Raw genomic sequence first — 22,581 nt, forward strand, 5'->3', positions numbered from 1 at the left:
ACGCGATCGTGGTGGCGTGCAGCAGCGTGATCCCGATGCCGCCGGCGACGCCGACGAAGCCACCGGCCAGGCCGAGGGTGAGACCGAAGATGTCCTCGCTGGAGCCGGCCTGGACGGCGAGGCCGTTGAACGGCGCCGTGACGAAGTTGTTTCCGTTGAGCTGGCCGGCGTAGATCGCAGCCAGGGTGACACCGGGCTGGGTGGCCAGCGCGTCGACGGTACTGCCCGCGCTGATGAAGGCCTGAGTGTCCTTCGTCGCCAGGGTGACTCCTACCCCGGCGCCGATGCCGACGATGCCACCGGCGACCCCACCGGCCACCATGATCACCTTGGTGTCGTCGCGGGCGGCGACGAGCAGGTTGTTGCCGGCGGTGATCGTGTCGCCGAAGCCGGTGTCGGCGTAGGTGTGCGTGTTCAGCGAGATCACCGAGACGGCGCCGGCGATACCGGCGATACCGCCGCCGCCGGCCAGGGCCACTGAGACGATGCTGTCCTTGGCGCTGGCGTTGACGACGATGTCCTGCGCCGCGTTGACGGTGCTCTGCGCTCCGATGTAGGCGTTGGTGTTGAGGTGGATGAGCCCGACCGAGGCGCTCGGCGCGACCCCGGCGTACAGGCCGACGGCCAGCACTCCGGAGACCATCAGCTGGTGGTAGTCGTTGCCCGCCGCAACCAGCACCGACTGGCTGGTGCTCGCGCCACTGTTGGCTGCGTTGATGGTCGCGAACTTACCGATAAACGCGTCGGTGTTGCTGGTGACGACATTGACGCTGCCGCCGACGCTCACGCTGGCCCCGGCCGAGATCGCTCCGCTGATCCCGACCCCGGAGATGTCGTCGCTGTTGCTGGCGGTGACTGCGATGCCGCGGAATCCACTTCGGCTTCCGTTGAGGACTGTGTGGATTCCGGTGACCTGCGCGGCGTTGCCCGAGGGAGTGCTCCCCGAGGGGACGATGCTGTGCGAGCGCCCAGCCCCGGCGGCCGCGGCGTTGAGTGTGATCGCCTGCTGGGCGATGCCCGAGCAGGTGCCGGTGGCCTGGCACTTCGTGGCGGCGAGCTGGATGGTGTGGGCGCCGGTGACGATCGCGTAGTACGTGTGACCGTCGACCAGCCCGCCGATCGGAGCCTCGCTCCCCGAGCCGTAGACGACCGCGTCGCCGGTGTTCAGCGTCATGTCGTAGGGCAGGTTGATCGAGTTGCCGACCACGTCCAGCGACGGGGTGAAGTAGGGCGAGCTGTTCTGCGGGGTCACCGCCGAGTTGGTGGCGACCAGTCGCTGCGACTCGCCGCCTCGGGCCGGCGCAGTGAGGGTGATGGCCGGGCCGCCGGAGGTTGCCGACAGCTGCACCTCGGTCGGGGAGATGACGTGCACGTAGTAGGGGGTGCCGCCGGTGAGACCGATGATGTTCTGGCCGCCGCCGTTGTCGTAGATGACCTGCTGCCCCTCGGTGAAGCCATGCAGGTAGCCCAGGTTCAGGGTGCGGTGATCACTCTCGACGGCGGTCGTCGGGGCAAAGCGGATGTCGGTGTACTGCTCGTCGTGGGTGCCGGTGGCGACGGTGAGGCTGGCGTCGTTGGTGGCCAGTGCGTTGACCGTGGAGTCATCGCCGATGAAGGCGGTCGTGGTCTTGTTGACGATCGGCACCGCGCCGGCCGCACCGACCGCGGCCGAGCCCGACACCGAGAGGTTGCCGGCAACGACGGCCAGCGTGAGCTGCTCATTGGCCGAGACGCGCGCGCTGCCGTGCGTATTGATCGTCGAGCGGAAGCCGGCACAGGCCGCCGGTGTCCCGGCCTCGCAGAGGCCGCCGATGAAGGCCTTCGTCACGATGGTGAAGACGGAGACGGCGGCGTTCACGCTCACCGCGACTGAACCGCCGAGGCTGACGCTGGCCGAGACCGAGGTGACCTTCTCGCTCGAGGTCGAGTCGACGGTGACGTTGCCGTTGGCGTTGGCAACGACGCCCGTCGCGATCCAGGCCTGGGTGTCCTTGCTCAGCGTCTCGACGTCGACGCCGGCTCCGATGCCGGCCGACCCACCCGCGGCCAGCGCACCGGCGATGCCGAGGATCGTCGTGGTGTCCGTGGCGGCCAGCGCGATGCCGTTGGTCGAGGAGGCGCCGCTGTTGTTGCCGTTGACGGTTACGCCGCTGTCCACGTGGGCGTGGGTCGAGTCGTCCAGGACGTCCACGGTGGCCGACCCGGCGACTCCCGCGTCACCACCCGCCGAGCCGCCGATGGCGAAGATCTTGATGCCCTCGTTCTGGCTGGCCCGGACCGACAGGCCGCTGTTGCCCTTGGCCTCGATGTCGCTGCCGGCGCCGACGTAGGCGTCGACGTAGCCGCTGCGGATGAGGATGGAGGAGGAGATCCCGACTCCGGCGCTGCCGCCGATGGTGACGTTGCCGGCGTAGAGGCCGAGGTCGGAGGCGTCGTCGGAGGCGGCCAAGGCCACGTTGCCACCGGCATGCACGATCGTCGACTGGCTACCGTTGCCCTCGATGTAGGCCCGCGTGCCTGGTGGCACATCCCCTTCACCGCTGCCCTGGTTCATCACCAGCACGATGAAGGAACCGGCCACCGCGGCTTCGGTGGAGGCGGCGGCGTCGACCGAGATCTCGGTGACCTTCTCCCCGGCCGTCGCACCGATGGCGATGTCGCCCCCAACCGTGACGTGCGCCCCCTGGCCGATGAAGGAGCGGACGTCCTTGTTGATCACGTCGACGACCAGGCCGAGCCCGACCCCGACGTCACCGCCGGAGAGGGCGACCGCACCGGCGAGGTTCACCAGGGAGGTCTGGTCGCTGGAGGTGATGGAGAGCGACTGCCCGGGCGTGGCCGGGCCGGCCTGGTTCACCAGCGCGGCGGCGGCGATGTAGGCCTGGGTCGCCAGGTTGATGACGTCCACGATCACCGAGCCGCCGATGGCGACCCCACTGGTGCCGGCCGCGCCCGCGATGGCTACCGAGCTCACCGCCGGCGGGGTGATCTTCGGGATGTCGGGCACCAGCGGGCTGATCGACTGGGCCGCGTTGAGGCTCATCGCGCCACCGGCATCGATCCGGGTGACCGCCGTCGTCGAGGAGTCGATGTAGGTGCGGGTGCTGATGTCGATGATGTTCACCGCGACCGCCGCGCCGACCCCGGCGTCGCCGCCGAGGGAGAGCGCCCCCGACGCGGCAATGTTCTGCAGGCCGAGCGGGGCGGTGGAGTTCATCGTCAGCGCGCCGGTGAGGGTGACGTGCGAGCCGCTGCCGATCGAGGCGGTGCTGTGGAAGGTGATCACCTGAACGCCGACGGAACCAGCGACGCTGGCGTCCCCGTCGCCTCCAGCCGCGGCGATCCCCCACACCACGAAGTCGTTCTCGGCCCGGTCGGGTGTCACCGCGCTGACGACCAGGCTGGAGCCGGTGATGGTGGCGCCGGTGCCGATCGAACCGCTGTTGGTGACGCTGGCGACGTTGAGCCCGACTGCGGCGCCGATGTTCGTGCTGCCGAGCTTCAGCGCGATCCCCATCGCCTTGCCGGTCGCGTCGGTCTCGTTGGTGGCGGCGACGATGACCGCCCCGGTGCTGAGGATGGAGAGGCCGGGAGCGACCGAGGCCGTGTTGGAGTCGGTGACCCAGTTGACGCTCACCGCCGCGCCGACACCGACCCCGGAGCCGCTGTTGCCCGACTGCGAACTGGCCTGGCTGTTACCGGAGGCCACGTTGTCGCTGGCGGACGGGAGCGTCCCGGTCTGCCCGCTGGTGCTCGGGGTGTTGTTGACCTGGCTGCTGGCCTGCTGGTCGGAGTTGCTGCCACTGCCCTTCTGCGAACCCTGGGCGCTGGCTGTCACGTTGGCCGCGCCCGAGTCCTGCGTCGTCGCGGTGATCGCGACCGATGCGCCGCTGAGGTTGCGGGCGGTCGCAGCCAGGGTGGTGTCGGTGACGACGTTCACCGCGATGATCGCGCCGACGGCGACGCTGTCGCTGGCCGCCTTCGCGTCGCCGGTGATCGTGCTGGAGCCGGTGTGCGTGGCCCGGATCTGGATGTCGCCGGTCGCGGCGAGCAATCCGGTGCCGGGGGCGCCGAGCCGGGCCGTGGTGACGTTGGTGGTGATGTTGATACCGACGGCCGGGCTGACCGCCACCGAGCTCCCGGCGGAGCCGGCGGTGACCTGGTTGACGACCGGCTCGGCGGAGGTCGCGAGCAGGGTGACGTTGCGGCCGCCGGTGAGGCTGGCGTTGTCCTCCACCTCGGCCCGGGTGATGTTTGTGGTGAGGACGTTGATGGCTACCGAGGCTCCGACGCCGACCTTCCCGCCGCCGCCGATGCTGGCGTCGGCCTTGGCCTTGGCGCTGTCGGAGCGAAGGTTCTGCGCGACCAGCGAGATGTCGCCGGTGCCGGCGCCAACCGTGGCCGTCGTGGTGACGAAGGCTTCGGTGCGGTCGGTGACCAGGTTCAGTGAGACGGCGCCGGCGACCCCGACGTCCTTCGATCCGGCGCCCGCGTCGGCCTCGACATCGAAGGTGTGCACCGTGTCGCCGTTGAGGTTGGTCATCGTCGACTCGGCGTCGAAGCCGTTGCTGGTGACCTTGCTGAGGCGTCCGATCGAGGCCTGGTTGGTGATGGTGACCAGGTTGATCGAGACGGCCGCACCGACACCGACGTCCTCGGCCTTCACCGCGGTGCCGTCGGACTTGACCGTCCCGTCGACGTTCTCCGACGTGCGCAGGCTGACCACGCCACCGGCGATGAGCGTGAGCGACGCGGGCAGGGTCGCGGTGGCGCTGACGTCGGCGATGTTGAGGGCGACCGCCGCGGCGACCGCGATCTTGCCGTCGGAGGTGGAGGCCGATGGGGACGCGCTGGTGCCGGTGCCGCCGCCGCCGTTGGCCGTGTCGGTGTCGGTGGCGTTGCTCCGCTCGGTCGCCACCTGACTGTCGACCCCACCCGACGGTGCACCGCTGGAGGACTTGCCCGGGGCACCGCTGGCCGACGCGCTGGCGATGGCGGAGTCGACCGAGGAACCGAAGGCGGAGAAGGCGATCGCCCCACCGGCAGTGATGTTGCGTCCGGTGGTCGAAGTGACGCTGTGCTTGAGCAGGTTGAGAGCGAGACCGACCCCGATGGAGGCAGTGCTGCCACCGGTGGCCACCGCGCCGGCGGTGGTGGCGGCCCCGGCCGTCTGGCTGGCGTTGGCCGCGAAGGCACCGCTGAGGGCGATGGTGCCATTGCCCGGCAGCGTTCCGATGGAGGTGGTCGTGGTGACCGTGGAGAGCGTGACCGCGACCGCCGGCGTGATGTCGACCTTGCCTCCGGCAGCGCCCATCTTCGCTTCGGTGGTGGCCAGATCTGCCGCCGTCGCCGTGAGCGTGAGGTTGCGGGCGCCGGTGAGCACGATCCCGTCATTGAGCTTGGACGAGGTGAGATCGGTGATGAGGTTGAGCGCGACGCTGGCCCCGATGCCGACGCTGGTCGCGGTGACCCCGCCGACGGTCGGCTCGGCGGTGGCCCTCGAGACCGCGTTACTGGCCGAGATGATTGAAGCGTCGCCGCCGGTCAGGGTGACGGTGCCGTCGATGAGGGCGGTGGTCGTCTGGTTGACGATGTTCAGGCCGAGCGCGCCGGCTACCGAGACCTTGCCACCGCCGGCACCGGCCACCGCGTCGGCGCCGTAGGTCGACTGGGTGTCCGGTGCGCCCTGCGGCCGGATGACGCTGGTCACGGTGGCGCTGACGGTGATGTCGTGGGCAGTGACGCTGTTGTTCCCGGTTGGCAGGGATGCGGTGTTGGTGACGTTGGCCAGGTTGATCGCCACCCCGGCACCGATGGTGACGGTGGTGCCCTTGGTGGCTGAGCCGTCCGCACCGGCGGCGGCATCCGTGTTGGCCGAACTGGCCAAAGTGACCAGACCGCCAGAGGTCAGCACGAGGTTGGTACCGACCAGAGTGGCCAGCGAACTCGTCGTCGCCAGGTTGACTCCGATCGCCGCGGCAACACTGACCTTCCCGCCGGAGGTCGACGCGGTCGGAGCGGTCGCCGGGCCCGACCCCTTGCCGCCGTTGGCCGTTGCAGTGGAGTCGGCATTGCTCCGCTCACTCGCGACCTGGTTATCGACACCGGAGCCCCCGCTGCCCCCACTTCCGCTGTTCTCCGGCGCACCCGCCGCCGACGCACTCGCGATCGCGTTACTGGCCGAACTCCCGAACGCGCTCAACGTCAAGTTCCCACCGGCCTTGATCGACCTCGCCGTGGTCGCCGAGACCGCATGATTCGCAATAGTCAACGCCAGGCCAACACCGACCGCAGCCGTCGACGCACCGGTCGCCGTCGCCCCGGCACTGGTCAATGCACTTGCCGTCTGACTGGCATTGGCGGCGAAGGCACCGGTGAGCGTGAGTAGCGTCCCAGTAGCGATCGTCGCGGAGGTGGTGACGTTGGAGATCGTGATCGCGACCGCGGGAGTGATGTCGACCTTGCCCCCGGCTGCGCCCATCTTCGCTGCCGTAGTCGCCAGATCGGTAGCAGCGGCGGTGAGGGTGATGTTGCGGGCGCCGGAGATCGGGATGTTGTCGACGAGGGTCGCCGACGTGGTGTCGGTGATGAGGTCGAGGGCGACGCTGGCCCCGATGCCGACGCTGGTCGCGGTAACCCCACTGACGGTCGGGAACGCGGTCACCGTCGAGGCGGCGCTGCTTCCCGCGGTCATCGTCGCGTCGCCGCCGAGCAGCGTCACCGGCGACGCCACCTGAGCGGTGGTCGTCTGGTTGACGATGTTCAGCGCCAGCGACCCGGCGACCGAGATCTTCCCGCCACCGGCACCCGCCACCGACGCCGCGCCATACGTGGACTGGGTGTCGGTTCCGACCGTGGTCTCGGTCGCGCTCACCGTCAGATCATGGGCAGTCGCCGAGTTGCCGGCCGGGAGCAGAGCAGTGTTCGTCACGTTCGCGAGGTTGATCGCGACGCCGGCGCCGATGGTGACGGTGGTGCCCTTGGTGGCTGAACCGTCCGCGCCGGCGGCGGCGTCGGTGTTGGCCGACGATGCCAGAGTGAGAATGCCACCAGAGTTCAGAACGAGGTTGGTACCGATCAGAGTGGCCAGCGAACTGGTCGTCGCCAGGTTGACTCCGATCGCCGCGGCAACACTGACCTTCCCGCCGGATGTCGACGCGCTCGGTGCAGTTGCCGGGCCCGACCCCTTGCCGCCGTTGGCCGTTGCCGTGGAGTCGGCGTTGGAGCGTTCGCTCGCGACCTGGTTGTCGACACCGGAGCCCCCGCTGCCGCCGCTGCCGCTGTTCTCCGGCGCACCCGCCGCCGAGGCGCTGGCGATCGCATTACTCGCCGAGGAACCGAATGCACCGAGCGTCAGGTTTCCACCGGCCTTGATCGACCTCGCCGTGGTCGCCGACACCGAATGATTCGCGACCGTCAGAGCCAGACCCACCCCGACTGCCGCGGTCGACGCACCGGTCGCCGTCGCCCCGGCACTGGTCAGGGCGCTGGCCGTCTGCGTCGCGTTCGCCGCAAACGCGCCGGTGAGGATCAGGACGCCATTGCCCGTCAGCAAACCAAGCGATGCGGTTGTCGTGACGTTGGAGATCGTGATCGCTACCGCCGGGGTGATGTCGACCTTGCCGCCCGCGGCACCCATCTTGGCTGCCGTGCTGGCCAGGTCGATGGCGGTGGCCCCGAGCGTGACGTTCCGCGCTCCGGTGAGCGTCACGTTGTCGGGCAGGCTGGCCGAGGTGACGTCAGTGATCAGGTCGAGCGCCACGCTGGCCCCGATCCCGACGCTGGTCGCGGTAACCCCACCGACGGTCGGGAACGCCGACACGGTCGAGGCGGCGCTGCTTGCCGCGGTGAGTGTGGCGTCGCCACCGGTGAGCGTGACCGGCCCGGCGACCAGCGCGGTCGTGGTCTGGTTGACGATGTTCAACGCCAGCGACCCGGCGACCGAGATCTTCCCGCCACCGGCACCCGCCACCGACGCCGCGCCATACGTGGACTGAGTGTCGGTTCCGACCGTGGTCTCAGTCGCGCTGACTGTCAGATCGTGGGCAAATACCTTATTGTTCCCGACCGGCAGCGATGCAGTGTTGGTGACGTTGGCGAGGTTGATTGCCACCCCGGCACCGATCGTCGCCGTCGTCCCACTGGTGGCCGAGCCGTCCGCGCCGGCCGCGGCGTCGGTGTTCGCCGATGACGCGAACGTCACCAGGGCGCCTGCCGTAAGCGTCAGCCCGGTTCCAACGAGAGTGGCCAGCGAACTGGTCGTCGCCAGGTTGACTCCGATCGCCGCGGCAACACTGACCTTCCCGCCGGAGGTCGAGGCACTTGGCGCGGTTGCCGTCCCCGATCCCTTGCCGCCGTTGGCCGTCGCCGTGGAGTCGGCGTTGGAGCGCTCGCCGGCGACCTGGTCGTCCACGCCCGATCCGCCACTGCCGCCGCTGCCACTGTTCTCCGGCGCCCCTGCGGCCGATGCACTGGCGATCGCATTGCTCGCCGAGGAACCGAACGCGCTCAGCGTCAAGTTCCCACCGGCCGTGATCGACCTCGCCGTGGTCGCTGACACCGCATGGTTCGCGATCGTGAGCGCCAGGCCAACACCGACCGCCGCCGTCGACGCACCGGTCGCCGTCGCCCCGGCACTGGTCAGGGCGCCGGCCGTCTGGCTGGCGTTCGCCGCAAACGCACCCGTCAGGGTCAGCAGCGCACCGGTCCCCACCGTCGCCTTCGTCGTGACGTTGGAGATCGTGACCGCGACCGCCGGGGTGAGTGCGACCTTCCCACCGGCCGCACCCATCTTTGCTGCATTCGTCGCGAGGTCAGTCGCTGAAGCGCTGAGGGTGATGTTGCGAGCGCCGGTGATTGGGATGTTGTCGACGAGGGTCGCCGACGTGGTGTCGGTGATCAGGCTCAGGGCGACGCTGGCCCCGATGCCGACACTCGTGGCGGTCACGCCCCCGACGGTCGGGAAGGCGGTCACCGTCGAGGCGGCGCTGCTCGCGGCGGTGAGGGTGGCGTCGCCGCCGAGCAGCGTCACCGGTGAGGCAACCAGGGCGGTCGTGGTCTGGTTGACGATGTTCAGCGCCAGCGACCCGGCGACGGAGATCTTCCCGCCGCCGGCACCCGCCACCGAGGCCGCGCCATACGTCGATTGGGTGTCGGTTCCGATCGTGGTCTCGGTCGCGCGCACCGTCAGGTCGTGAGCCTTCACAGCGTTGTTCCCGGCGGGCAGTGACGCGATGTTGGTGACGTTGGCCAGGTTGATCGCCACCCCGGCCCCGATCGTCGCCGTTGTCCCACTGGTGGCTGAACCGTCCGCGCCGGCCGCGGCGTCTGTGTTCGCCGAGCTGGCGAATGTGACCAGGCCACCAGAGGTCAGCACGAGGTTGGTACCGATCAGAGTGGCCAGCGAACTGGTCGTCGCCAGGTTGACTCCGATCGCCGCGGCGACGGAGACCTTCCCGCCGGAGGTCGAGGCGCTCGGTGTGGTTGCTGTACCCGATCCCTTGCCACCATTGGCCGTTGCCGTGGAGTCGGCATTGGAGCGTTCGCTCGCGACCTGGTTGTCGACACCGGAGCCGCCGCTGCCACCGCTTCCGCTGTTCTCCGGCGCACCGCCCGCCGAGGCGCTGGCGATCGCATTACTCGCCGAGGAACCGAATGCACCGAGCGTCAAGTTGCCACCGGCATTGATGCTGCGAGCAGTCGTCGCCGACACCGAATGATTCGCGACCGTCAGAGCCAGACCCACCCCAACTGCCGCGGTCGACGCACTGGTCGCTGTCGCCCCGGCACTGGTCAGGGCGCCGGCCGTCTGAGTCGCGTTCGCCGCAAACGCGCCGGTGAGGAGCAGGACGCCATTGCCCGTCAGCAAACCAACCGATGCGGTTGTCGTGACGTTCGAGATCGTGATCGCGACCGCCGGGGTGAGGGCGACCTTGCCGCCGGCGGCACCCATCTTCGCTGCTGTGCTGGCGAGGTCGATCGCCGTGGCTCCGAGCGTGACGTTCCGCGCTCCGGTGAGCGTCACGTTGTCAGGGAGGCTGGCCGTGGTCACGTCGGTGATCAGGTTCAACCCAACCGATGCACCGATACCGACACTGGTCGAGGTGACCCCACCGGCGGTCGGGAAAGCAGTCACCGTTGAGGCGGCGCTGCTCGCGGCGGTGAGCGTGGCGTCGCCACCGGTGAGCGTGACCGGCCCGGCGACCAGCGCGGTCGTGGTCTGGTTGACGATGTTCAGCGCCAGCGACCCGGCGACCGAGATCTTCCCGCCACCGGCACCCGCCACCGAGGCCGCGCCATAGGTGGATTGGGTGTCGGTTCCGACCGTCGTCTCAGTCGCACTCACCGTCAGATCGTGGGCAAATACCTTATTGTTTCCGACCGGCAGCGATGCGGTGTTGGTGACGTTGGCGAGGTTGATCGCCACCCCCGCCCCGATCGTCGCGGTAGTGCCGGAGGTCGCGGAACCATCGGCCTTCGCCGACGCATCCGTGTTCGCCGAGCTAGCGAGCGTGACCAGCCCACCGGATGTCATTACGAGGTTGGCACCGAGCAGGGTGGCCAGCGAGGTCGTGGTCGCCAGGTTGATGCCGACCGCGGCGGCAACACTGACCTTGCCCCCCGACGTCGACGCGCTCGGCGTCGTCCCGGTGCCAGATCCCTTGCCGCCGTTCGCGGTCGCCGTGGAATCGGCGTTGGACCGTTCCGCCGCGACCTGATTGTCAACGCCGGATCCCGAACCACCACCAGCACCGCTGTTCTCCGGAGCACCACCCGCCGACGCACTCGCCGACGCTGACGAGCTCGACGAACCGAAAGCGCTCAGAGTTAGCGCGCCACCAGCGGTGATGCTGCGAGCGGTAGTCGCTGCGACCGAATCGTTCGCAATATTGAGGGCAACACCAACACCCACCGCCGCGGTCGAGGCGCCAGTCGCCGTCGCACCCGCCGTCGTTGAGGAGGACGCGGTCTGCACCGCATTCGCCGCGAACGCACCGGTCAGCGTGAGCAGAGTTCCCGTGCCCACGGTGGCGCTCGTGGTCACGTTGCCGATCGTCACCGCGACCGCCGGAGTCAACGCGACACTGCCACCAGCCGCGCCCATCTTCGCCTCAGTGGTCGCTGAATCAGTCGCGGTCGCCGACAGGGTCACGTTCCGGGCACCAGTCAAGGCCACACCGTTGGGAATGGAGGCAGTGGTCGTATCGGTGATCAGGTTCAAACCAACCGATGCACCGATACCGACACTGGTCGACGTGACACCACCGGCGGTCGGGAACGCCGTCACAGTCGACGAAGCATTGCTGGCCGCGGTCACGACCGCATCGCCACCGGTCAGCGTCACTGTCGAACCGACCAGAGCCGACGTGGTCTGGTTGACGATGTTCAACGCCAACGATCCGGCGACCGAGATCTTCCCGCCACCCGCACCGGCCACCGAACCCGCACCATACGTCGACTGGGAGTCAGCGCCGACAGTTGTTTCCGTCGCGGAAACGGTCAGGCTCTTCGCCTTCACAGTGTCCCCGGCCGGAGCCACCGCAGAGTTAAGTACATTCGCCAGGTTGATCGCCACCCCGGCACCGATCGTCGCCGTCGTCCCACTGGTAGCCGAACCGTCCGCCTTCGCCGACGCATCGGTGTTACCCGACGACGCCAACGTCACCAGACCACCAGAGGTAAGGATCACGTTGGCACCGAGAATCGTGGCCAGCGAAGAGGTCGTCGCCAGGTTGATCCCGACCGCCGCGGCGACCGACACCTTCCCACCCGACGTGGACGCACTCGGCGTCGTCCCGGTGCCAGATCCCTTGCCGCCGTTCGCGGTCGCCGTGGAATCAGCGTTGCTTCGCTCGGCCGCGACCTGATCATCAACACCAGAGCCAGACCCACCACCAGCACCGCTGTTCTCTGGAGCACCACCCGCCGAGGCACTCGCCGACGCTGACGAGCTCGACGAACCGAACGCGCTCAGAGTCAATGCGCCACCGGCAGTGATGCTGCGAGCGGTAGTCGCAGAAACCGAATCGTTCGCAATATTGAGCGCAACACCAACACCCACCGCGGCGGTCGAGGCGCCAGTCGCGGTCGCACCAGCGGCCGTTGAGGAGGACGCGGTCTGCACCGCATTCGCCGCGAACGCACCGGTCAGCGTGAGCAGAGTTCCCGTGCCCACGGTGGCGCTCGTCGTCACGTTGCCGATCGTCACCGCGACGGCCGGCGTGAGGGCGACCTTCCCGCCGGCCGCGCCCATCTTCGCCTCAGTCGACGCCACATCCGTCGCGGTCGCCGACAACGTGACGTTGCGAGCACCAGTCAACGCAACTCCGTCGGCGATGCTGGCCGTGGTCGTATCGGTGATCAAGTTCAACCCAACCGAAGCCCCGACGCCGACGGTCGTCGACGTGACACCGCCGGCGGTCGGGAACGCCGTCACCGTCGACAACGCACTGCTGGCCGCCGTCACGATCACATCGCCACCGGTCAACGTCACCGTCGAACCGACCAGAGCCGACGTGGTCTGATTGACGATGTTCAACGCCAACGATCCGGCGACCGAGATCTTCCCGCCACCAGCACCCGCGACCGACGCCGCGCCATAAGTCGACTGGGTGTCAGCGCCGACAGTTGTTTCCGTCGCGGAAACGGTCACGCTCTTCGCCTTCACAGTGTCCCCGGCCGGAGCCACAGCGGAGTTGAGTACATTCGCCAGGTTGATCGCCACCCCAGCACCGATCGTCGCCGTCGTCCCACTGGTAGCCGAACCATCCGCCTTCGCCGACGCATCCGTATTCGCCGACGACGCCAACGTCACCAGCCCACCAGAGGTAAGGATCACGTTGGCGCCGAGAATCGTGGCCAGCGAGGTCGTGGTCGCCAGGTTGATCCCGACCGCCGCGGCGACCGACACCTTCCCACCCGACGTCGACGCCGACGGCGTAGCCGAAGTACCCGATCCCTTACCGCCGTTCGCGGTCGCCGTGGAATCAGCGTTCGACCGCTCCGCCGCGACCTGATCATCAACACCGGAACCAGACCCACCACCAGCACCACTGTTCTCCGGAGCACCACCCGCCGACGCGCTAGCCGAGGCTGCCGACCCCGACGAACCGAAAGCGCTCAGAGTCAGCGCGCCACCAGCGGTGATGCTGCGAGCGGTAGTCGCAGAAACCGCATCATTCGCAATATTCAGCGCAACACCAACACCAACCGCCGCAGTCGAGGCACCAGTCGCCGTCGCACCCGCCGTCGTCGACGACGACGCCGCCTGCACCGCATTCGCCGCGAACGCACCGGTCAGCGTGAGCAGAGTTCCGGTCCCGACTGTCGCGCTTGTGGTCACGTTGCCGATGGCGACCGCGACTGCGGGCGTCAACGCGACACTGCCACCAGCCGCACCCATCTTCGCCTCAGTCGACGCCACATCCGTCGCAATCGCACTCAACGTGACATTGCGAGCGCCGGTCAGCGCCACACCATTGGGAATGGATGCAGTGGTCGAGTCGGTGATCAAGTTCAAACCAACCGATGCACCGATACCGACACTGGTCGACGTGACCCCACCGGCGGTCGGGAACGCCGTCACCGTCGACGAAGCACTGCTGGCCGCGGTCACGACCGCATCGCCACCGGTCAGCGCCACTGTCGAACCGACCAGAGCCGACGTCGTCTGGTTCACGATGTTCAGCGCCAGCGACCCGGCGACCGAGATCTTCCCGCCACCGGCACCCGCCACCGAACCCGCACCATACGTCGACTGGGAGTCAGCGCCGACAGTTGTCTCCGCCGCCGAGACCGTCAGACTCTTCGCCTTCACAGTGTCCCCGGCCGGAGCCGCCGCGGAGTTGATGACGTTGGCCAGGTTGATCGCCACCCCGGCACCGATCGTCGCGGTAGTCCCGGAGGTGGCCGAACCATCGGCCTTCGCCGACGCATCCGTGTTCGCCGAGCTAGCGAGCGTGACCAGCCCACCGGAAGTCATTACGAGGTTGGCACCGAGCAGGGTGGCCAGCGAGGTCGTGGTCGCCAGGTTGATGCCGACCGCGGCGGCAACACTGACCTTGCCCCCCGACGTCGACGCACTCGGCGTCGTCCCGGTGCCAGATCCCTTGCCACCATTCGCCGTCGCCGTGGAATCGGCGTTGGACCGTTCCGCCGCGACCTGATTGTCAACGCCGGATCCCGAACCACCACCAGCACCGCTGTTCTCCGGAGCACCACCCGCCGACGCACTCGCCGACGCTGACGAGCTCGACGAACCGAAAGCGCTCAGAGTTAGCGCGCCACCAGCGGTGATGCTGCGAGCGGTAGTCGCAGAAACCGAGTCATTCGCAATATTCAGCGCAACACCAACACCCACCGCCGCGGTCGAGGCGCCAGTCGCCGTCGCACCCGCCGTCGTCGACGACGACGCGGTCTGCACCGCATTCGCCGCGAACGCACCCGTCACCAACAGCAACGCACCAGTGCCGACCGTCGCCTTAGTCGTCACGTTCCCGATCGTCACCGCGACCGCCGGCGTCAACGCGACACTGCCACCAGCCGCGCCCATCTTCGCCTCAGTCGACGCCGCATCCGTCGCAATCGCACTCAACGTGACATTGCGAGCGCCGGTCAGCGCCACACCGTTGGGAATGGATGCAGTGGTCGAGTCGGTGATCAGGTTCAAACCAACCGATGCACCGATACCGACACTGGTCGACGTGACACCACCGGCGGTCGGGAACGCAGTCACAGTCGACGAAGCACTGCTGGCCGCGGTCACGACCGCATCGCCACCGGTCAGCGCCGCTGTCGAACCGACCAGAGCCGACGTCGTCTGGTTCACGATGTTCAACGCCAACGAGCCGGCGACCGAGATCTTCCCGCCACCAGCACCGGCCACCGAACCCGCACCATAAGTCGACTGGGAGTCAGCGCCGACAGTTGTTTCCGTCGCGGAAACGGTCAGGCTCTTCGCCTTCACAGTGTCCCCGGCCGGAGCCACCGCAGAGTTAAGTACATTCGCCAGGTTGATCGCCACCCCGGCACCGATCGTCGCCGTCGTCCCACTGGTAGCCGAACCGTCCGCCTTCGCCGACGCATCGGTGTTACCCGAAGACGCCAACGTCACCAGACCACCAGAGGTAAGGATCAGGTTGGCACCGAGAATCGTGGCCAGCGAAGAGGTCGTCGCCAGGTTGATCCCGACCGCCGCGGCGACCGACACCTTCCCACCCGACGTGGACGCACTCGGCGTCGTCCCGGTGCCAGATCCCTTGCCGCCGTTCGCGGTCGCCGTGGAATCAGCGTTGCTTCGCTCGGCCGCGACCTGATCATCAACACCAGAGCCAGACCCACCACCAGCACCGCTGTTCTCTGGAGCACCACCCGCCGAGGCACTCGCCGAAGCTGACGAGCTCGACGAACCGAACGCGCTCAGAGTCAATGCGCCACCGGCAGTGATGCTGCGAGCGGTAGTCGCAGAAACCGAATCGTTCGCAATATTGAGCGCAACACCAACACCCACCGCGGCGGTCGAGGCACCAGTCGCGGTCGCACCAGCGGCCGTTGAGGAGGACGCGGTCTGCACCGCATTCGCCGCGAACGCACCGGTCAGCGTGAGCAGAGTTCCCGTGCCCACGGTGGCGCTCGTCGTCACGTTGCCGATCGTCACCGCGACGGCCGGCGTGAGGGCGACCTTCCCGCCGGCCGCGCCCATCTTCGCCTCAGTCGACGCCACATCCGTCGCGGTCGCCGACAACGTGACGTTGCGAGCACCAGTCAACGCAACTCCGTCGGCGATGCTGGCCGTGGTCGTATCGGTGATCAAGTTCAACCCAACCGAAGCCCCGACGCCGACGGTCGTCGACGTGACACCGCCGGCGGTCGGGAACGCCGTCACCGTCGACAACGCACTGCTGGCCGCCGTCACGATCACATCGCCACCGGTCAACGTCACCGTCGAACCGACCAGAGCCGACGTGGTCTGATTGACGATGTTCAACGCCAACGATCCGGCGACCGAGATCTTCCCGCCACCAGCACCCGCGACCGACGCCGCGCCATAAGTCGACTGGGTGTCAGCGCCGACAGTTGTTTCCGTCGCGGAAACGGTCACGCTCTTCGCCTTCACAGTGTCCCCGGCCGGAGCCACAGCGGAGTTGAGTACATTCGCCAGGTTGATCGCCACCCCAGCACCGATCGTCGCCGTCGTCCCACTGGTAGCCGAACCATCCGCCTTCGCCGACGCATCCGTATTCGCCGACGACGCCAACGTCACCAGCCCACCAGAGGTAAGGATCACGTTGGCGCCGAGAATCGTGGCCAGCGAGGTCGTGGTCGCCAGGTTGATCCCGACCGCCGCGGCGACCGACACCTTCCCACCCGACGTCGACGCCGACGGCGTAGCCGAAGTACCCGATCCCTTACCGCCGTTCGCGGTCGCCGTGGAATCAGCGTTCGACCGCTCCGCCGCGACCTGATCATCAACACCGGAACCAGACCCACCACCAGCACCACTGTTCTCCGGAGCACCACCCGCCGACGCGCTAGCCGAGGCTGCCGACCCCGACGAACCGAAAGCGCTCAGAGTCAGCGCGCCACCAGCGGTGATGCTGCGAGCGGTAGTCGCAGAAACCGCATCATTCGCAATATTCAGCGCAACACCAACACCAACCGCCGCAGTCGAGGCACCAGTCGCCGTCGCACCCGCCGTCGTCGACGACGACGCCGCCTGCACCGCATTCGCCGCGAACGCACCCGACACCAACAGCAACGCACCAGTACCAACCGTCGCCGAAGTACTGATGTTGCCGATCGTCACCGCGACCGCAGGAGTGATGGCAACCTTGCCGCCAGCCGCGCCCATCATGGCGACCGTGGTGGCGAGATCCGCACTCACCGCGGAGAGCGTCACGGCGCCGGCTCCGGTCAGGGTCGCCGCGTTACCGAGCGCCGCGACCGTGGTGTCGGTGATCAGGTTGAGCGCAACTGAGGCACCGAAGCCGAGGCTGCCGGTGGTCGTCGTCCCGCCGCCGGTCGGTAGTGCCCGGGCCGTGGCCATCGCGGTCGAGCCGGCGGTGATGGAGATGCTGCCTGCCGCCGTCACCGTCGCCGCTCCGTCGACCCGTGCTGCGGTCGTCAGGTTGACGATGTTCAGCGCCAGCGACCCCGCGACCGACACTCCCCCGCCACCGGCCCCAGAGGAGGCCAGCGCACCGAACATGTGACCGCCGGCCACCGGCTGTGGGCTGACACCCGGAGTGAGGGTCGCCGAGACGATGAGCCCGGCGGCCGAGCTGACCGAGTCACCAGCCGGCAACACGGCGGTGTTGGTGACATTGGCCAGGTTGATCGCGACGCCGGCGCCGATACCGAGCGACGCAGCGCCGGTCGCCGACCCGTCGGCCACGGCGCCGGCGGTCGTTCCGGCGCTGGATGCCAGCGTGATCACCCCGGCCGCACTGAGCGAGAGACCGGTACCGACGAGTGTCGCCGAGGAACTTGTCGTGGCCAGCGTGATCCCGATAGCGGCGGCGACCGAGACCTTCCCCTTCGAGGTTGAAGCTGAGGGCGTCGCCGTCGATCCTGTCCCACCTCCGGTTGGTGCGAAGGCGTCGGCCACGCTTCGGTCGCCGGCCACCTGACCGTCCACCCCTCCGGCCGGCGCGCCCGCTGAGCCGTCACCGGGGGCGCCTCCGGCCGAGGCGGTGGCCGACGAGATGTCAGTCGAGGAGCCGATCGCGATGAGCGCCAACGCGCCACCCGATTTGATCGACCGGGCGGCGGAGGCGAGGACGGAGTGATGAGCGAAGGTCAATGCCGTGGAGACTCCGGCCGACGCGCTGCCGGCCTGGGCCGCACCGGTCGCGGTCGTCGTCACGCTCGCCGTCTGCGTTGCCTTGGCGGCGAATGCCCCGCCGAGGGTCAGCGTGCTCGCGGCCGGCCCTCCGACACTCGTGCTCGTCGTGACGTTGGAGGTGCTGATCGCGACTACGGGTGCGAGGGCCACATCCGCGGAACTTGCGCCATTCGTGGCCTGGGTAGTCATGGCGTCGGCCGCGGTGGCCGTCAGGGTGACGCCCCGGGAGCCGATCAGCACAGCGCCGTCGCCGATTGAAGCGGCTGTTGTGTCGTTGATGATGCCGAGTGCGAAGGAGGCGCCGATGCCGGTCTCGGCGGTGCCGGGGCCGCTGTCGGCCGAGAGCGCCGAAGTCATGGTGGTCGCCGCCGAAGTTGCACTGAAGGAGGCGTCCGCGGTGCCACCGGCGAGGGTCACGCTCGGTGCCGCGGTCTTCGTCGAGACGAGGGATGCCGAAGTCGTAAGGGAGACGGTCTGGATCGCGACCGACCCGGCGACACTGATCTTGCCGCCGCCACCGGCACCGGAGGTCGCTGTCGTTGTGTAGCTGTCGGAGGAGCTGGGGGCGCCAGTTGCGTCAGTCGGGCCGACTGCGGCGATGAGGCTCAGGCCCCGGGCCGCGATCGTCGCACCGGCTGCCACGTCGGCATGGACGGAGGCGTTGGCGACGTTGATGGCCACCGCCGCTGCGATGGTCCCGGCCCCGCTCGGGGGGCCGCGAGCCGCAACTGCGCCGGAGGCGTTGGAGAGGGCCGAGGTGTTGAGGGTGGCGTGCAGGGTGAGCAGCCCGCCGGTCACGACGGAGACCCCACTGACCGAAGCATCCGCGCTGGAGTTGTGGATGTTCACCGTGACCGCGGCCGCCACCGTCACCACCCCATCAGGAGTCTGCGGGGCAGGCGGACTCGGCAACCCGCCGGTACCGCCGCCACCGCCAGCCAACGCGCCCCCGGTGGTCGGCGCCGCGGAGTCGGCGAAGGTTCGAGCGCTGGCCACCTGGGCCGCCGGGGCCGGTTGGTTGCCGTCGTCACCGGGCCCACCGGTGGCGCTGGCCGTCGCCTGGCTCCGCGTGGAGGTCGCGGCGGCGGCCAGGAAGGTCACCGCCGAGCCGGCAACCACGTTGCGCAGTGTGGTCGCCTGGACGAAATGGTTGGCGAAGGTGAGCGCGAGCACCGGTCCGACCGCCGCTCCACTGGCGTCGACCGCTCCGGTCGCGGTGGTCACGACCGGGACGGTCTGAGTCGCGGTCGCCGAAAGCGTGCCGCTGATCGTCAGTGTCGATCCGGTACCGACATTGGCCGTCGTCGTCACGTTCGAGGTGGTGATCGCGACGACCGGGGCGATGGCGATGCGACCGGCGACGGCGCCCCCCTTGGCCGTCGTAGTGGTCGGATCGACCGTGGTCGCCTGCAGCGTCAGGTTGCGGGTACCGGTCATCACCGCACCGTTGGCGATACCCGAGTTGGTCTTGTCATTGACCAGGTTCAGTGCCACCGCGGCTCCGATGCCGACGACGGTCGCACCGGTCGTTCCGGGTAGCGCCTGCACGTCGTTGTCGTTCGCCGAACTGGCCGAGAGCTGCACGTCGCCGCCGGAGATCGTGACCGGGTTGGCCGCGGCGATCGAGGCGTCGGTGGTGAGGGTCGCGACGTTGACGGCGAGCGATCCGGCGACCCCGACCCGAGTGGCCCCGCCCGCTCCCGACGTCGACATCGCGGCGAAAGCGTTGTGAGCGCCACCGGTCTTGGGCTGGGAGAGGGCCTCCACCTTCAGCGTCGTGGCCTTGACCGTGACGTTGCCGACGAAGGCACGGTCGATGACCGTGGCCAGGTTCACCGCCACCGCGTTTCCGACGCCGGCCGAACTGCCGCTCACTGCGGCGCCATCGGCGTCAGAGGTCGAGGTCCCCCCGGTGGCCGCATGCACGACGATCGGGGCGCTGCCGCCCGACCCAGTCGGGTTCGTCGCCGTGACCGTGAGGCCGGCGACCTTAGGGGCGATGAAGGCGGTCGTCGTCGGCGTCAGGTTGGTGAAGGCAAGCGCGCCGGCGATCCCCACCGCGCCGGATGGCGTGTTGGCGTATCCACCGGGCTTGGTGGCGGTCGCGGTGTTGGCGTTCGGGCTCTGCCCGTTGGCCGTCGATCCACCCGGGCTGGCCTTCGCGGTTGTGACGATCGCGTTGTTCGAGTCGGCCGCGACCAGGATGCTGCCGGCGCGAACGCCGGTCGCGCTCGTCGTGTCGATGAACGCGGCGGTGTTGGCGACGACGGTGGCCAGCGCGATGCCGGCACCGGCAGTCGCGGTCGAGGCGTCGGCGGTGGTGTTCACCGCCACGGTGTTTACCGCGAGAACCTGGAGGACCCCGGCCGCCTGGATCGAAGTTGTGCCCGATACGTGGGCGCTGGCCCGGCTGGTCACGTCGGCGCGGGCGAGGGCGGCGTCGACGGCGGTGCTGGCCCCAACGCCGTTGATGCTCACCGTCGCCTTGACCGACGAGGCGGCCCGTACCGTGACGTCACCGCTGGAGATGATCGCCGACGCGCCGGTGAGCGCGACCGTCGCGGTCGAGGAGCCGGTGGTGGAGAGGACACCCGGCACGGCGGTGACCGAGGAGGGCACGTCCGACGCGTCGGCTTCCAGGTCGACGTTCCCGGCCCGAATCGTGGCACCCAGGATCGATACCGTGGCCGCCGCCGGGTCGCTGCCCGTCTGCGAGTCTGATGCCTTGAGGGTCACCGTGCCGTCGTGCCCCGGGTTGGTCGTGTCGATGGTGACGCCGGCGTTCACCGTGATCGTCGTCGCGTCGATCTCCAGATTGACGCCATGCAGGATCAGATTGCCGATGACGACGATCGTCACGCCGCCGGCCAGATCCGAGATGGTCAGCGAGACGGTGGGAATCGCGAACGACACACTCTCCATCGAGCCGGTGGTACTGGACACTTTCAGATTTCCGGCCACGTTCGGATCGGGCCCGACCTGCAGCGTGTCACCGGCAGCGGTCCCGGTGACGACCAGGTTCGCCGTCCCGGTGATCGTGATCGGTTCGAGGCCGGCGTAGATGATCGGGCTGCCCTCGAAGACGACCGACCCCGACTGCGACCCCGAGGGGACAGAGGTGACGTCGCCGCCGACACCGTCGAGGACGAGCGTGTCGAAACCGCCGGCGCCGCCGTCGACCGAACCGCTGAGGCGGCCGCCGTGCGAGACGACGAATGTGTCCCGGTTCCCCGACGCGCCGATGAGGCTGCCGAACCCGTCGAAGCGCTGCCCGGCGACTGAGCCCGCGTTCGAGCCGTCGACGTTCCAAGTGGTGTCCGGGGCTGGTCCGCGCAGCGTGTTGTTGCCCCCGCCGGCCCGCACCGCGGATACCCCGCTGTAGGTCAGCGAGCCGAGGCCGGCGCCGGCGACCGAACCGCCGTGGGACGCGTCAACGCTCCAGTCGAGCTGCCCGGCGCCGACGGAGAGCGCATTGCTGCCGGCACCGCCGATGAAGGTGATGGGCACCGTGATCGCGCCGCCGGAGAGGTCGATGTTGAGATTCTTCGCGGTGGCCGAGGTGCCCGCGATGGAGAGCCCCGAGACACTGGCGAGCGGCCGGCTGCTCACGCTGCCGTTATCGATGACGATCAGATTCGCGCCGCTCACCCGTACCGAGATGTTGTGCACCCCGGAGCCAGTCGCCTGGTAGTTCCACGGGGTGGCCGGGGCGTCGCTGCCCGACGTCGGCGCCGGAGTTGGAGCGGGAGTCGGATCGGGGTTGGAACCCGGGGCCGGAGTAGCCGGCGCCGGAGTGGCCGGCGCGGGCGTCGGCGTTGATGTGGGGTCGCCCGGGGCCGGCGTCGGGTCCGGGCTCACGACCGGCGCCGGAGACACAACCGGTGCGGGAGTGGCCGCCGGGGTGGGGTCGGGCGTCGGCTCTTCGGTCGGCGCCGGAGTGGCCGCGGGTGTGGGTTGCGGTGTGGGAGCGGGAGTCGGATCCGGCGTGGCCACCGGAGTCGGGTCCGGCGTCGCAACCGGCGTCGGGGTGGCCGACGGCGTGGCGGCAGGTGTCGCGGCCGGCGTCGGAGTCGGGCTGGCGTGCGATGTCGGCCCGCAGGTCAACGTGCTGCTGGAGCTGCTCGAGCTCGACGAACTGGTCGTTGTCGTGCCATCGGTGGTCGTCGTCGTAGTCTGCGGTTTCGCGTCGTTCGAGTGGCTGACGCAGGACGGATTCCCGCCGATCGAGGGCGTCGTCTTGGCCGGCTTCACGGGTCGCGAGACGACCCGCAGCGTCGGCCTTGTAGCTGGCTTGGATACGACCTTTAGCTTTGCTTTCTTGACGTTCTGTCCGGACGTCGACCGATAGACGACCTTCGCAGTCGCCCGCTTCGGACTGGCTTTGGGATGGCGGGCAACCGCCGCCGCGCGCTTCGCGACGAGCGGCAGCGGCTTCGAAGTCGGCTTCGGAGTCGCCGCCGGCAGGTGCAGGTTGACGGTGACGCTCACCCGGTTCACCGGCGCCGCTGGCCCGGGCGAGGTGGTAAAGGCCGAAGCCATCGGCGCGAGTGCGAAGGCGAGCGCGAGGGACACGACGAGCGCGATGAACGACGTCACCGAACGGCGGCGATTGAGCGCACAAAGAGGACGCCGAAGGCGGCCCGCAGGCCCGCCAGCATCCCCAACCCTCATTGCCTTCGTCCCCCAGACGATCCGACAGTTGTCTCACTGCAGGAGGCAGGCGCCGGAGGAAAAATACT

Annotated in this window: 1 protein-coding gene (cut by a window edge); it reads right to left on the reverse strand. The window is 68.9% G+C overall.

What is annotated here, in order from left to right:
• Window positions 1–22,438, reverse strand: the 5' portion of a protein-coding gene (locus CPH63_RS17920; protein ID WP_157749634.1) for an immunoglobulin domain-containing protein. It extends 13,112 nt beyond the left edge of the window; the window shows 22,438 of its 35,550 coding nt (coding positions 1–22,438); its start codon is at window positions 22,436–22,438; its stop codon lies beyond the left edge, outside the window.
• Window positions 22,439–22,581: the final 143 nt, after the last annotated feature.

The organism is Jatrophihabitans sp. GAS493 (assembly GCF_900230215.1).
Classification (GTDB): domain Bacteria; phylum Actinomycetota; class Actinomycetes; order Mycobacteriales; family Jatrophihabitantaceae; genus MT45.